The organism is Phyllobacterium bourgognense (genome assembly GCF_003337575.1).
Taxonomy (GTDB): Bacteria; Pseudomonadota; Alphaproteobacteria; order Rhizobiales; family Rhizobiaceae; genus Phyllobacterium; species Phyllobacterium bourgognense.
Genome location: NZ_QPJM01000002.1, coordinates 95,212 through 107,753, shown reverse-complemented (window position 1 = coordinate 107,753; position 12,542 = coordinate 95,212). Strand labels below are relative to the sequence as shown.

At 56.7% G+C, this 12,542-nt stretch carries 10 protein-coding genes and 1 pseudogene; 4 read left to right on the top strand and 7 right to left on the bottom strand.

Annotation, left to right across the window (positions count from 1 at the left end; all coding sequences use genetic code 11):
- The first annotated feature begins 5 nt into the window (after positions 1–5).
- Positions 6–476 (top strand): DUF2269 family protein, encoded by a 471-nt coding sequence (locus tag C7476_RS04170; RefSeq protein ID WP_114429014.1) that lies wholly within the window; start codon positions 6–8, stop codon positions 474–476.
- Positions 477–482: 6 nt separating this feature from the next.
- Here C7476_RS04170 and C7476_RS04165 read toward each other — a convergent pair whose 3' ends face one another.
- The 3 genes from C7476_RS04165 to C7476_RS04155 all read right to left on the bottom strand — a co-directional run bounded on the left by C7476_RS04165 (position 483) and on the right by C7476_RS04155 (position 3,599).
- Entirely contained in the window at positions 483–1,076 is a 594-nt protein-coding gene (locus C7476_RS04165; protein ID WP_114428656.1) for a LysE family translocator, read from the bottom strand.
- A 123-nt stretch (positions 1,077–1,199) separates the two neighbouring features.
- On the bottom strand, positions 1,200–1,772 hold the full coding sequence (gene ilvN / locus C7476_RS04160) for an acetolactate synthase small subunit (RefSeq protein WP_114428655.1): 573 nt from the start codon (positions 1,770–1,772) through the stop codon (positions 1,200–1,202).
- Between the two features lie 21 nt (positions 1,773–1,793).
- A complete protein-coding gene (locus tag C7476_RS04155) occupies positions 1,794–3,599 on the bottom strand; it encodes an acetolactate synthase 3 large subunit (protein WP_114428654.1) in 1,806 nt (601 codons plus the stop codon).
- Between the two features lie 365 nt (positions 3,600–3,964).
- Here C7476_RS04155 and C7476_RS04150 point away from each other — a divergent pair, with 365 nt between their 5' ends.
- On the top strand, positions 3,965–5,848 hold the full coding sequence (locus C7476_RS04150; RefSeq protein WP_114428653.1) for an ATP-binding protein: 1,884 nt from the start codon (positions 3,965–3,967) through the stop codon (positions 5,846–5,848).
- A gap of 1 nt (position 5,849) precedes the next feature.
- On the opposite strand, the gene miaA is transcribed toward C7476_RS04150, so the two are convergent.
- A complete protein-coding gene (miaA, locus tag C7476_RS04145) occupies positions 5,850–6,734 on the bottom strand; it encodes a tRNA (adenosine(37)-N6)-dimethylallyltransferase MiaA (RefSeq protein ID WP_114429013.1) in 885 nt (294 codons plus the stop codon).
- A 26-nt stretch (positions 6,735–6,760) separates the two neighbouring features.
- Here miaA and serB point away from each other — a divergent pair, with 26 nt between their 5' ends.
- Positions 6,761–7,648, top strand: a complete 888-nt coding sequence (serB, locus tag C7476_RS04140) for a phosphoserine phosphatase SerB (RefSeq protein WP_114428652.1) — start codon at positions 6,761–6,763, stop codon at positions 7,646–7,648.
- A 176-nt stretch (positions 7,649–7,824) separates the two neighbouring features.
- Here serB and C7476_RS04135 read toward each other — a convergent pair whose 3' ends face one another.
- Positions 7,825–9,372 carry a DegQ family serine endoprotease gene (locus tag C7476_RS04135; RefSeq protein ID WP_114428651.1) on the bottom strand — a complete coding sequence of 516 codons (1,548 nt, stop codon included), beginning with the start codon at positions 9,370–9,372 and terminating at the stop codon, positions 7,825–7,827.
- A gap of 126 nt (positions 9,373–9,498) precedes the next feature.
- A pseudogene (locus C7476_RS29070) lies at positions 9,499–9,708 on the bottom strand (transposase); the annotation flags it as partial.
- A 166-nt stretch (positions 9,709–9,874) separates the two neighbouring features.
- Here C7476_RS29070 and C7476_RS04125 point away from each other — a divergent pair.
- Positions 9,875–11,458, top strand: a complete 1,584-nt coding sequence (locus C7476_RS04125; RefSeq protein WP_114429012.1) for a DUF1254 domain-containing protein — start codon at positions 9,875–9,877, stop codon at positions 11,456–11,458.
- Positions 11,459–11,605: 147 nt separating this feature from the next.
- Here the strand turns inward: C7476_RS04125 and C7476_RS04120 are convergent, their stop codons facing one another.
- The gene (locus C7476_RS04120; protein WP_114428650.1) at positions 11,606–12,316 is read right to left on the bottom strand and encodes a DUF899 domain-containing protein; all 711 of its coding nucleotides are present in this window, start codon (positions 12,314–12,316) and stop codon (positions 11,606–11,608) included.
- Positions 12,317–12,542 lie beyond the last annotated feature (226 nt).

Genomic DNA, 12,542 nt, shown 5'->3' with positions numbered 1-12,542 from the left:
ACATGATGCATGAAGACGTTCTCCGCCTGATCCATGTCATTGGCGCGGCTGTACTTTTCGGTACAGGAATCGGAATAGCGTTCTTCATGGTGATGGCGCATCGCACGCGCAATCCGGCGATCATCAGTCATGTCGCTGGTATCGTCGTTCTTGCCGATGCTCTATTCACCGCATCCGCGGTGATCGCGCAGCCAATCAGCGGATACCTGCTTGCGCGGTCTGCGGGCTGGTCTCTGGACACTCCGTGGATTTCACTATCTCTCGGTCTATATGTCTTGACAGGACTTTTTTGGCTTCCCGTGGTGTGGATACAGGTCCAACTGCGTAACCTCGCCGCCGAAGCTGTAGCAAGCAAAAGCGAACTGCCTGTGCGCTATTATAGACTTTACCTCATCTGGTTTATTTGCGGCTTTCCGGCCTTTGCAGCAGTTATCGGAATTTTGTGGCTGATGCTAGCAAAGCCACACTTCAGCTAGTGATACCTATTTCAACATCGGCCACAAGGTGGCTACGAGCAAAACGGCCATTGTGATATTGAACCATTTGAGCCGCGACGGATCAGCAAGCCAGCCGCGCATAATCTGGCCGAAGGCTGCCCAACTGGAAACGGATGGGATATTCACGATGGCAAACGCGATCCCCACGATTAAAACCGTCGTAAAATAAGCATGTGGCGACGTATAAGTCGCCATGGCGGTCACAGCCATCACCCACGCTTTCGGGTTGATCCACTGGAATGCCGCAGCTTCCAGGAACGTCATCGGTCGCGCCCTGCCGTCGACGGCGTTCAGCGAGCGGGACATGGCGATCTTGTACGCGAGAAAGATCAGATAAGTACCACCAGCAAATTTCAGGGCCGTATAAAGAAGGGGATACGTCTGCAGCAAAGCGCCAAGACCCAAACCCACCCCAATAAGCAGAGTAAAGAAACCCGAGCCAATACCGAACATGTGGGGAATCGTGCGTTTGAAGCCGAAATTGACGCCCGACGTCAGCAGCATGAGATTATTTGGTCCCGGCGTTATCGACGTGACGAAAGCGAACACCAAAAGGGTTAGAAAAATCTCAAGTGTCATTATGATCCCACCCTTTGAAAGAGGCACCCATAGGGTCTGGCGATATCTGGCTCAAGGGTGGACTTGTCAGGGATACAATCGAGCGCCCTGACAATAGTAACCAAAGCTAGGTACGCGCCAGAATCACATTCCCGCCGGACCGCGGTTCATGGCGGCAACACCCGTCCTGCAAATCTCGACAAGGCCAAGCGGCTTCATGATCGCGATGAACTGGTCAATCTTCGAACCCTTGCCCGTGATCTCGAAGATGAAATGCTCCGTCGTTGCGTCCGTTACCTTGGCGTGGAACGCATCGGCCAGACGCAATGCTTCATTGCGGTGCTCGCCAAGGCCGGCGACCTTGATCAGGGCCAGTTCGCGCTGGATTGGTCCGCTCTGGCCAAGTTCGTCTGCACGCACAGACAAATCCACCACACGGTGCACCGGCACAATGCGCTCCAGCTGGTGGCGGATCTGGTCCAGAATGTGCGGTGTGCCGCGCGTCACGATCGTGATACGCGACAGATGCTGTTCGTGCTCGGTCTCGGAAACCGTAAGGCTTTCAATGTTATAGCCCCGTCCGGAGAATAGGCCAATCACACGTGCAAGGACGCCGGGCTCGTTATCGACCAGGACCGACAGAACTGTCGTGACAGGTAGTTCAGTCTCCTTGGCAATGAAATATGCCGAACCGGAGGCCAGGTTTTGAGCGTTCATTTGTTATTTTCTCCGGTTTTCCTAAACGAGCTGTCTGCCCTTGGCATCAATGGCATTGGCGACTGCATCATCCGTCGCTTCATCCGGCAAAAGCATCTCATTGTGAGCCTTGCCGGACGGGATCATCGGGAAGCAGTTTGCGAGATTAGCCACACGGCAATCGAAAAGAACCGGCTTTTTGACGTCGATCATTTCCTGAATGGCATCGTCGAGATCGCCAGGCTTTTCGCAGCGAATACCGTGACCGCCATAAGCTTCCGCCAGCTTGACGAAATCGGGCAAGGCTTCCGTATAGGAATGCGACAGTCGATTGCCATGCAGCAGTTGCTGCCATTGGCGAACCATACCCATATACTGGTTGTTCAGGATAAAGATCTTGATCGGCGCCTCATACTGAACAGCAGCACTCATCTCTTGCATAGTCATCTGTACGGATGCGTCGCCAGCTATATCGATAACCAGCGAATCCGGATGTGCGATCTGCACCCCAAGCGCTGCCGGTAGGCCGTAGCCCATCGTTCCAAGACCGCCGGATGTCATCCAGCGATTGGGCTTTTCGAAATGATAGAACTGCGCCGCCCACATCTGGTGCTGGCCTACTTCGGTCGTGATATAGGTATCGCGATCCTTGGTCAGTGCGTACAGCCGCTCAAGCGCATATTGCGGCATGATGACGTCCTTGTTCCGCGTATAGGACAGAGATTTCCGTGCGCGCCATCTGTCGATCTGCGACCACCACGCATCGATCGCCTTTTCGTCAGGTTTTGTCGACGACGCGCGCAGCAGGCGAATCATATCTTCGAGCACATGGGCAACATCGCCGATGACCGGAACATCAACCCGAACCGCTTTGTTGATGGAAGATGGATCGATATCAATGTGAATCTTCCTGGAGTTTGGCGAGAAACCGCTGATGCGACCGGTAATCCGATCGTCGAAGCGCGCGCCAATATTGAGCATGACGTCGCAATCATGCATTGTCATGTTGGCTTCGTAGGTTCCGTGCATGCCCAGCATGCCAAGCCAATTCTTGCCGGATGCCGGGTAAGCACCGAGGCCCATCAACGTCGAGGTAATCGGGAAATTGGTCAGCTCGACGAGTTCCCGCAGCAATTTGCTTGCTTCGTTGCCGGAGTTGATAACACCGCCGCCCGAGTAGATCACAGGGCGTTTTGCCGTCAACATGAGAGCAACAGCCTGCTTGATCGCCTCGATATCGCCTTGGATCCTGGGATGGTAGCTGGTGCGCGGGGAGACGTCCGGTGGGGTATACATGCCGGTCGCAAACTGAACGTCCTTCGGAACGTCAACGAGGACGGGACCGGGTCGCCCGGTCTTGGCAACGTGGAATGCCTCGTGCAGAACACGCGCCAGATCGTTGACATCCTTCACCAGCCAATTGTGCTTGGTACAAGGGCGCGTGATACCGACGGTGTCGCACTCCTGGAAGGCATCCGAACCGATCAAGCTCGTCGGGACCTGTCCGCTGATGCAAACCAACGGAATGGAATCCATCAGTGCATCCTGCAGCGGCGTAACCGCATTGGTTGCACCGGGCCCTGATGTGACCAGCATAACACCGACTTTACCGGTAGAACGGGCATAACCTTCGGCGGCATGGCCCGCACCCTGTTCGTGCCGGACCAGAATGTGATTGATCTTGTCCTGTTGGAAGAGTTCATCGTAAATCGGAAGCACTGCGCCACCCGGATATCCGAAAATATCGGTTACCCCTTGATCAATGAGCGCCTGGACGACCATCTCGGCACCAGTCATTTCACGTCGTTGCGATGGTTGCCTGTCACTATCCTGCTTGTCTGCTTTCATCGGTCTCTTCCCGTGTATTCTGCGGCCCTTGGCCCTCAGAAGGTGTTTGATCTAACTGAAATGCTGGAAATAAAAAAGGCCCCCGAAGGAGCCTGTGTATCGCGCATGGGAGCTTTCGCCGGGTGCTTGCTACACCCTGCCCATGCGCGATCCCACGACGATAAGAACTGTTTTCATGGTCGCGGACGATAGTTAAGCAAATTCCATACGTCAACGGCAAAAATGCAAATCAAATCGAATGCCCGCGCTGAACCGGTCGAAACAATTGTCATAATCACGCTAAGATAATCTCAATGCCTTCGAATTAGGGTGACCCGACAAGTCTTGTCAAAACACTGCTATCAGTTCACGGAATGTCACCAACAATGAACGCTGAAGCCTTGCCGGCTGAACAACCCAGGCCCTTTGTTCGCAATCGGACCGATGGGCATGTCATTGAATGCAACGGTGAAAAAGCCGTCATTTGTGCGTTGACCGGGCCGTCCGTCGCAGCATCGGAGGACTATTGGACTGTCGGCCAGTTGATTTCCATTCAGGTCGGAAACAACCGCGTGGTTGGGCTCGTCTATGAAGTCAATGCCCATGAAGCGCAATGGATCGTCGACGCCGACCAGAACATTCGCATCCATGTCGAGCTCATCGGACAGGTTAATGAGCATGATGATGGTTCGTTGACCTTTTCATCCGGCATCGCGAATTATCCGCACATGGGTGCTGTAGCGCATCGGATTCGTGCGAAAGATCTCGCAACTATCTACACAGCCAGCCTGAAGAACACCGTATCGATCGGGCATCTGTCGCAGAATGCATCGATCCCGGCATTGATATCGATCGATAGTCTGGTCTCACGGCACTTTGCCGTTCTTGGCAGCACCGGTGTGGGTAAATCGAGCGCTGTTTCCCTGCTTTTGCGCAAGATTATCGCGCAGCGACCCGATCTACGCGTGCTGATTCTCGATCCTCACAACGAATTTGCCAGCGCTTTTCCTGATCACGCGATCTCGATCGATTACAACACCTTGGAGTTGCCTTATTGGCTGTTCAGGCTGGAAGAGTTTGCTGAGGCTGTCTTCCGCGGCAGGCCGACCGTGCCAGCCGAAGTTGATGCCTTGCGCGATCTGATCCCGATTGCACGGGCGCGCTTTGCCAGTTCCGAAGCGACGACCGCCGCATCGCTCCTCAAAAAAGACCGCGATTATTCGTCGATGACCGCCGATACACCGACACCATATCGTATCGCTGATCTCATCAAGCTGATCGACGAGCGCATCGGCCAGTTGGAAGGCAAGACGGATCGGCCGATCATGAAGGCGCTGCGGCAGCGGTTGCAGGCGCTGGTTACCGACCCCCGCTATCGCTTCATGTTCTCGGCCCCGACGACGATGGACACGATGCGCCAGACGATTGGCCACATTTTTCGCATACCCAAGAACGATCGTCCGATTTGCGTCTTTCAATTGGCTGGGCTGCCATCGGAAGTGGTGAACTCTGTCGCCTCAGTACTCTGCCGCATGGCTTTCGACCTCGCGGTGTCTAGCGACGGCCGCGCACAGACGCTCGTCGTCTGCGAGGAAGCGCATCGTTACATTCCCGCGGATGCTAACGCGGGTTTCTGGCCAACCCGTCAGGCAATTGCCCGTATTGCCAAGGAAGGCCGCAAATATGGCGTCTATCTGGCTGTCATTACGCAGCGTCCCGGCGAGCTTGATGCAACCATTCTTTCCCAATGCAGCACCGTGTTTGCCATGCGCCTCGGAAATGAGCGCGATCAGGAGATCATTCGGGGCGCCATTACCGGCGCATCGCAAAGTACGATCGGATTTTTGTCGTCGATTGCCAATCGAGAAGCGATAGCATTTGGTGAGGCCGTTCCGACGCCGATGCGCATGATGTTCGAGACAATTGCGCCTGACCAATTGCCGGCCGCACATATGACCAAAAGCCAGCAATCCGTGCGGCTTGGCGATTCTCACCTCTCTCTCGACACGATCTTGATGCGAATGCGTCAGCTAAACGCGGCAGAAAGCACAAGCAATCAGGATGATGCCTTCGATGTGGTCGAAACTATTGGCAAGCCGATCGCGAGCCAGAGGCACACGGTTCCATTGGCCCAGGAGCCGGTAAGAACCCAGTGGCGCAACATCGATGCTGCGATCCGCAAAGAGGAACCGCCCAAGGCGCAAACGGAGGGCACGGACCGGTTCCGTGCCAGCGACCTGATCCGCACATTCCGCAACGACAAGACCTGAGTCACGGATAAGGCAACCTTTCCCAGTCATCGCCGAGCTGGTTGCGGAACCATGTCATCTGGCGCTTTGCATATTGACGGGTAGCGATCGTCGCCAGCTCTGCGGCCTCCTCTGGGCCCAGCCGATCGGCAAGAACCTCGGCAATTTCGCGCACACCGATCGCCCTCATGGCAGGGAGTTCACTCGAAAGTCCAAGTGATAACAATGCCTTAACCTCGTCAATGGCTCCGGTGCGCATCATGTTTTCAAAGCGTGATGCGATGCGGGCGCCAAGCCATTTCCTATCGGGCTCGATAACAATCTTGCGCGCAGCTGCAGAGTCAATCAGCGATCTGCCGGTCGCCTTCTGCCATTCGACGATGGACCGACCCGAAGTATCGATGACTTCGAGCGCTCGTACAATCCGCTGGCTATCGGTCGGACGCAATGTAGACGCCGCCAACGGGTCTTTCCCGGTGAGAATCGCGTGTAGTTCCACAGAGCCCAGCTCCGCATCCTGCTGACGCCAATGCGCCCGGATATCTGCCGGAATATCAGGCATTGCCGATAGCCCTCCGAGAAGTGCACGAAAATACAGCCCGGTACCGCCAGCAAAAATCATAGTCTTTTCAGTTAGTTCTGGCCTGTCCAGCACTTCTTCGGCATCCGCGAGCCAGCGTCCGGTCGAGTAGGCGCTGCTCGGCGAAACATGCCCGTAGAGATAATGCGGTGCGGCTTTGAGATCGTCCGGACCGGGCCGTGCGGTCAGGAGATTGAGGACATCATAGACTTGCATTGAATCGGTATTGACGATCACACCGCCTGTTTTGTCCGCCAAACGAAGCGCAAGCGCCGACTTGCCGCTTGCCGTCGGTCCAGCTATCAGGATTATCTGTCTTTTCGCCACGCTAACGCCCAATCGGAAATTGCCCTATGCCCTTGATGGCCACGCTCATTGCCAATCCCGCCACTTCGGACCTTGTACCATCGCTCGGGATTAAAGCCTCGGCGGCGGTCAATGCAACAGGTCTTTACTGGCTGGCCGATGGGATTGCCTGTGACCTGCCTCTCAGGGATGGCACCGATGCCGCTGAAGCCCGCCTTGAACTGGCCCGCGCTATCGATGGCGCGCCAATCGATATTATCGTTCAAAATCAAGATACTAGACGTAAAAAGATTCTGATTGCCGACATGGATTCGACCATGATTCGGCAGGAATGCATCGATGAACTGGCCGAAGAAGCCGGCCTCCGCGAAAAAGTTGCGGCGATCACTGCGCGGGCGATGAATGGCGAAATCGCGTTCGAACCTGCGCTGCGTGAACGCGTTGCGCTGCTCAAGGGCCTGCCCTACACAGTGATCGACAAGGTGATTGCCGGCCGCATCACACTCATGCCGGGCGGACCGGAACTGGTGCGCACGATGAAGAAGCACGGGGCTTATACTTCGCTTGTTTCAGGCGGGTTCACCGTGTTCACTCAGCGTATCGCCGAGATGATCGGCTTCAATGAAAACAGCGCCAACACATTGATAGATAATGGAAAAGTCTTGACGGGAGAAGTCAAGGAACCAATCCTTGGCCGCGAGGCGAAGGTCGCGGCACTCGTGTCGATCTGCCAGCGTTTCGGCCTTTCACCGCAAGATGCGATAGCAGTTGGCGACGGCGCCAATGACCTCGGCATGCTGCAACTGGCCGGCACAGGCGTGGCGCTCCACGCCAAACCGATCGTTGCGGAACAGGCAAAGGTGCGGATCGACCATGGTGATCTGACCGCCCTTCTCTATATCCAGGGCTATCGAAAAACCGATTTTGTGGTCTGAACTCGCGTCGCCACAACCATTTTTCTCGCAATGGTTGAAAATCTTGCGCCAGAATCGACAACTCTTGCATCAGATTTACGAGTTCTTGTGCAAGATCGCGTAGTTCTTGCGCAAACTTGCACGCGATCCTCAATCCTCTGAATGAAAAATGCCGCGGTTGAACCCAGCCCTTCAAATCAGTCCATTTGGAGCGTGACAAACCGCAGCTCGCCGGTTTTCGACGCCAGCATGAGCAGCGCATTCTTGCGACCTTCGTCGCGAAGTTTTTCGATCCGCGCTGCCACATCCTCGGGCGTCGAAACTGTCTCCTGCGCAATGTCGACGATAACATCACCAGCCGCGATCCGCTTGTTGGCCGCAATCGAGCCATTCTGCACTTCGGTCACGAGCACGCCCTCGACCTCCTTGGCGATGCCGAAGGTCTTGCGCGTTGCATCGTCGAGTTTTCCAAGGCTCATTCCGAGCACGTCCACGTTCTGGGCAGCGCCGTCCTCACCGGTTGTCTGGTCGTCCTTCTTGGCGTCCGCCTGATCACCATCTTCCAGACGGCCGAGCGTAACCTTCACAGTCTGCTCCTTGCCCTTGCGGACAACGACGACATCGACTTCCTTGCCGATGGGGCTCTCCGCCACAACACGCGGAAGGTCTTTGACGTTGTTGACATCCCTGCCATCGAAACGCGTGATTACATCACCGGGCAGTATCGCACCATTGGCGACCGGACCGCCTTCGATGATCCCGGCGACCAGCGCGCCCTTGCTGGATGTCATGCCAAGGCTTTCGGCTATATCGTCTGTCACAGGCTGGATGCGCACGCCAAGCCACCCGCGACGAGCCTCGCCGAATTGTCGGATTTGCGCGATGACGCCGGATGCAAGCTCGGCCGGAATGGCAAAACCGATACCGATCGATCCGCCGGTCGGCGAAATGATGGCGGTATTGATACCGATGACCTGACCATACATATCGAACAGCGGCCCGCCGGAATTACCGCGGTTGATCGCAGCGTCGGTCTGGATGAAATTGTCATAAGGACCGGAATTGATATCGCGGTTGCGCGCCGAGACGATACCGACGGTCACGGTGCCACCGAGACCAAAGGGGTTGCCGATGGCCATGACCCAATCACCGATGCGCGTCTTCGATGAATCGCCGAACTGGACGGCAACCAGCTTGTGCTTTTTCGGATCGACCTTGAGCACGGCGAGATCGGTCTTGGTATCCTTGCCGACAAGGGTCGCCTTCAGCTTGGAACCGTCATTGAAATTGACTTCGATCTCGTCGGCATCGGCAATCACGTGATTGTTCGTGACGACGATGCCCTCGGCCGCGTCGACCACGAAACCCGAACCGAGCGACTGAACCTTGCGGGAAGGATTGCTCTCGCCGGGATTCTGCTTGCCGAAATATTCGTCGAAGAATTCCTGGAAGGGCGAGCCATCCGGCACCTTCGGCATCGGCACCGGCCCCGATTCCCCATCCTGCCCCTTGACCGTTTGCGAGGTGGAGATATTGACCACGGCATCGAGCAGGCCCACGGCAAGGTCGGCAACGGAGGCCGGCCCCTGTGCTCGCGGCTGCTGACTGTTCGGCACAATGGGCGCTTGCACCTGCGCCCGGGCGGCGCCGACATAGGCAGGGTTGAGGCTTGTCGCGGTCAGCGCAATCAGCGCGGTAGCCGCGGTTGCGGAACGGAGAGCGAGGCGACCAGTCTTGAAAAACATGCGTTCGGGCCCTTATCGGAAACAGAATGATACAACAGAACGGCGAGAGGCGACATAAATATGACCGAGCGGCTATTGCAGCATTTATTTCGGATCAGTCAATTCAAGAGTTGATGAATTGGCTTCTACCCCGCTTTCGCCCCAACGCCGATGAACGAAGCGATTGTAACAGGTAGTATGGGGACCGAAGCTCTCCGGCAGATCGCGCCACAGCGCACCTGATCGCAACATCCAGAAGATACCGCCGTACGCCGCGTGTTCGGGAGCAGCGGCCTGATACGCCAGACCCGTATCTGCCGGGTTAGTTACTGTTACGTACTTGGCCAGATACCCCATTCAATGGTCTCATCGGGGCAACCAAGCGAGGCCGTCCTGACAGTTAGCCAAAGGCTGTAGGGCGTCCTTTTTCAGTTCAGACAGGGGGGAAACGATGATCGATACCAACGATAAAACGAAGCAATGCGCCGTCAATCCGACTCGAGGCATCATCGCCGGACTGGCGATGCTCGTCACGGCAGGTGGCTTACCGGTTTCCAGCTTCGCACAAACCGCCGAAATACCGCCATCGCTCGTTACTCCCGACAAGGTGGAGTCCCGGCTAGGCACGATAGAGTTTAAGGACGGCGTACCGAGCAAGGCGACCGCCGAGAAACTCTACGACAACCTCGACTTCACCTACGCCTACCGCGCTTTCATGGACAACTTGCGTGGCGTCAGCATTCAGGCCTTCCGCGAGGGTCTGGAAAGCATTGGCGTCAAAGACAACGAGGTCATTGTTTTCGAACAGTTGATGGATGCCAAGTCGCTGTTCCTGACCGCGAATGCCGATACGATCTACGTGATGGGTGGCCTCGATCTTAGCAAGGGGCCCGTAGTGCTGGAGACTCCGCCCAAGTTTCTTGGCGCTGTGCAGGACGCCTGGTTCCGCTGGGTGATCGACCTTGGCGCGCCTGGGCCCGACCGCGGGGAGGGTGGCAAGTATCTGATTGTGGGGCCGGACTACACCGGACCGCTGCCGGAAGGAGGATTCTTCGTCGCGCGTGCCCGCACCAATTCCATCGTATGGTTCGGCCGGTCATTCCTTGAAAATCACAACGATCCCAAACCAGTAGTCGAAGGTATCAAGAAATTCACCAAGGTCTATCCTTTCGAAGTCGGCGGTATCGGCACTCCCGTCGCCGACTTCCTGGCTGGTAAGACCAAGCTTGGCAAGATCACCCCCCCTCCGCCGACCGTGTTCCACGACGGAAGCGGCAAGGTGATGAATACCATTCCGCCCAACGACTGGAGCTTCTACGAGATGCTCAACGAGGTCGTGCAGAAGGAACCGGCCACGTCGCTCGACCCGGAGCTGATGGGCCCGATCGCGGCGATCGGTATCGTCAAGGGCAAACCCTTCGCGCCCGACGAACGCATGAAGAAGATCATGACCGAAGCGCTGGCGGTCGCCAATGCCAGCTCGCGCACCCTGTTCATGTCTCCGCGCGATCCGATTTGGTACTACTATCCCAACTCGTCGTGGTTCAACTACCTGTTCGAGACCGGATACGAATTCGAAACACCGATCCCTGAAATAACGCCCGAGGGGGTCAAGCCCTATCCAGCCACGGGCTACCGCACCATGGATGCGCGAACAAACTTCTTTTATGGCGTCACCGGCATAACGCCTGGCATGGCCATGCGACTTACGGGCATCGGCTCGCAATATCTGTTGGCGATGACGGACGCGGACAAGAACCACTTCGACGGCGCCAAGACCTACAAGGTAACGCTGCCCAAGGGCATTCCCGAAGAAAACTTCTGGTCGCTCACGCTCTATGACAACATGACGCGCTCGATGCTCGATACGCCGCAGCGCTATCCGCGCGCCGGCAGCCAGAGCTTTCCGTCGCCTGCCGCCGAGGCCGCGGCCGACGGCTCCACGACCATCTACTTCGGCCCGACCCAGCCCGACGGGGTGAAGCCTGGCAACTGGATCCAGTCCGACCCCAAAAAGGGCTGGTTCACGATCCTGCGCCTCTACAGCCCTACCGAGCCCTTCTTCACGAAGGAATGGCGGCTGAGTGAAGTCGAACTGGTCAAATAGGACCGCCCGGTTTGCGATAGGGCGGGCGACCAATCGATGGCCGCCCACCGCGCTTCAGGAGTGTCGAGACGGACTGGCCTACGCGGCGGCGCTTCCGGCCGCGGTTGCGGAACTCGCCCTATTCTCGCTTCGTGATGCGACCCCAACTCATGCGTCCCCCTTCGGTTGCGGTGGGTTGGGAGCAGCGGCCGGACCGTAATTGTCGTGAAGGCGCCACCAGGTGTAGGGATCTTCCTGAGGACGGCCGTGCGGCACCTCCTGCCAATTCTCCTGCCGACCCAACGGCGTCATGTCGAGAAATGACCAGACGGGGCCTATCTCCTCAATGCCGCGTCCATTCAGAAAGTAGGTGCGGAAAATACGCTCACTGCGCCGGATGAAGACGTTAATGCCGAACATTTCTTCAACACCGAAATCCCGGGAGAATCGCTCGTCGGGCAGCGAATAGAAAGGGATGTGGTTCCATCCCATCCGTTCGCGCAGGCTCTCGACCTTGTCGATGGGGGCAGCAGTGACGAAGGCGAGGGTTGTGTCGCGTGCTGCAAGATGGGCAGGATGAACGACGGTGTCCGCAAACAGCGAGCAACCGCTGCACGCCCCATCCGGCCAATTCTCGACATCGGGCGCATAGAAGAAACGATAGACGATTAGCTGTCGTCGGCCTTCGAACAGTCCCAGCAGATCCCTGTCGCCATTCGTGCCTATGAATTTGTAATTGCGGTCAACTTCGGTCACCGGAAGCAGTCTGCGCTTGGCGGCCAGGCGATCCTTGGCCTTCATCAGGGCCTTTTCCTCCGCGAGCAGCTTCTCGCGGGCAAGGTTCCATTCATCTTCAGAGACCACATCGAAGTCGCCCATAGGTTCGCGCATAGACGGAGCCGGGACTCCGGGACCTTCTTGTCGAGCCATATTCTCCTCCGCTGAAAGGGTTGCATGGTTACATGCAACGGCTCAACAACACGCGGGTTCCAAGGGATGATTTGTCTGCGGTTCGAAGCTTTTACAATGCCTGAGCACAACCGCCTGCTTTCCACCCCGAAACCAACCCTCGACGGGGTCGAACTGCAAGGCAGGTGGTGGATCA

Coding starts and splice junctions, on each gene's coding strand:
- C7476_RS04155 (WP_114428654.1), bottom strand. CDS start 3,599: ATGAAAGCAGACAAGCAGGATAGTGACAGGCAACCATCGCAACGACGT.
- C7476_RS04165 (WP_114428656.1), bottom strand. CDS start 1,076: ATGACACTTGAGATTTTTCTAACCCTTTTGGTGTTCGCTTTCGTCACG.
- serB (WP_114428652.1), top strand. CDS start 6,761: ATGCCCTTGATGGCCACGCTCATTGCCAATCCCGCCACTTCGGACCTT.
- C7476_RS04125 (WP_114429012.1), top strand. CDS start 9,875: ATGCTCGTCACGGCAGGTGGCTTACCGGTTTCCAGCTTCGCACAAACC.
- C7476_RS04170 (WP_114429014.1), top strand. CDS start 6: ATGCATGAAGACGTTCTCCGCCTGATCCATGTCATTGGCGCGGCTGTA.
- C7476_RS04135 (WP_114428651.1), bottom strand. CDS start 9,372: ATGTTTTTCAAGACTGGTCGCCTCGCTCTCCGTTCCGCAACCGCGGCT.
- ilvN (WP_114428655.1), bottom strand. CDS start 1,772: ATGAACGCTCAAAACCTGGCCTCCGGTTCGGCATATTTCATTGCCAAG.
- C7476_RS04120 (WP_114428650.1), bottom strand. CDS start 12,316: ATGGGCGACTTCGATGTGGTCTCTGAAGATGAATGGAACCTTGCCCGC.
- C7476_RS04150 (WP_114428653.1), top strand. CDS start 3,965: ATGAACGCTGAAGCCTTGCCGGCTGAACAACCCAGGCCCTTTGTTCGC.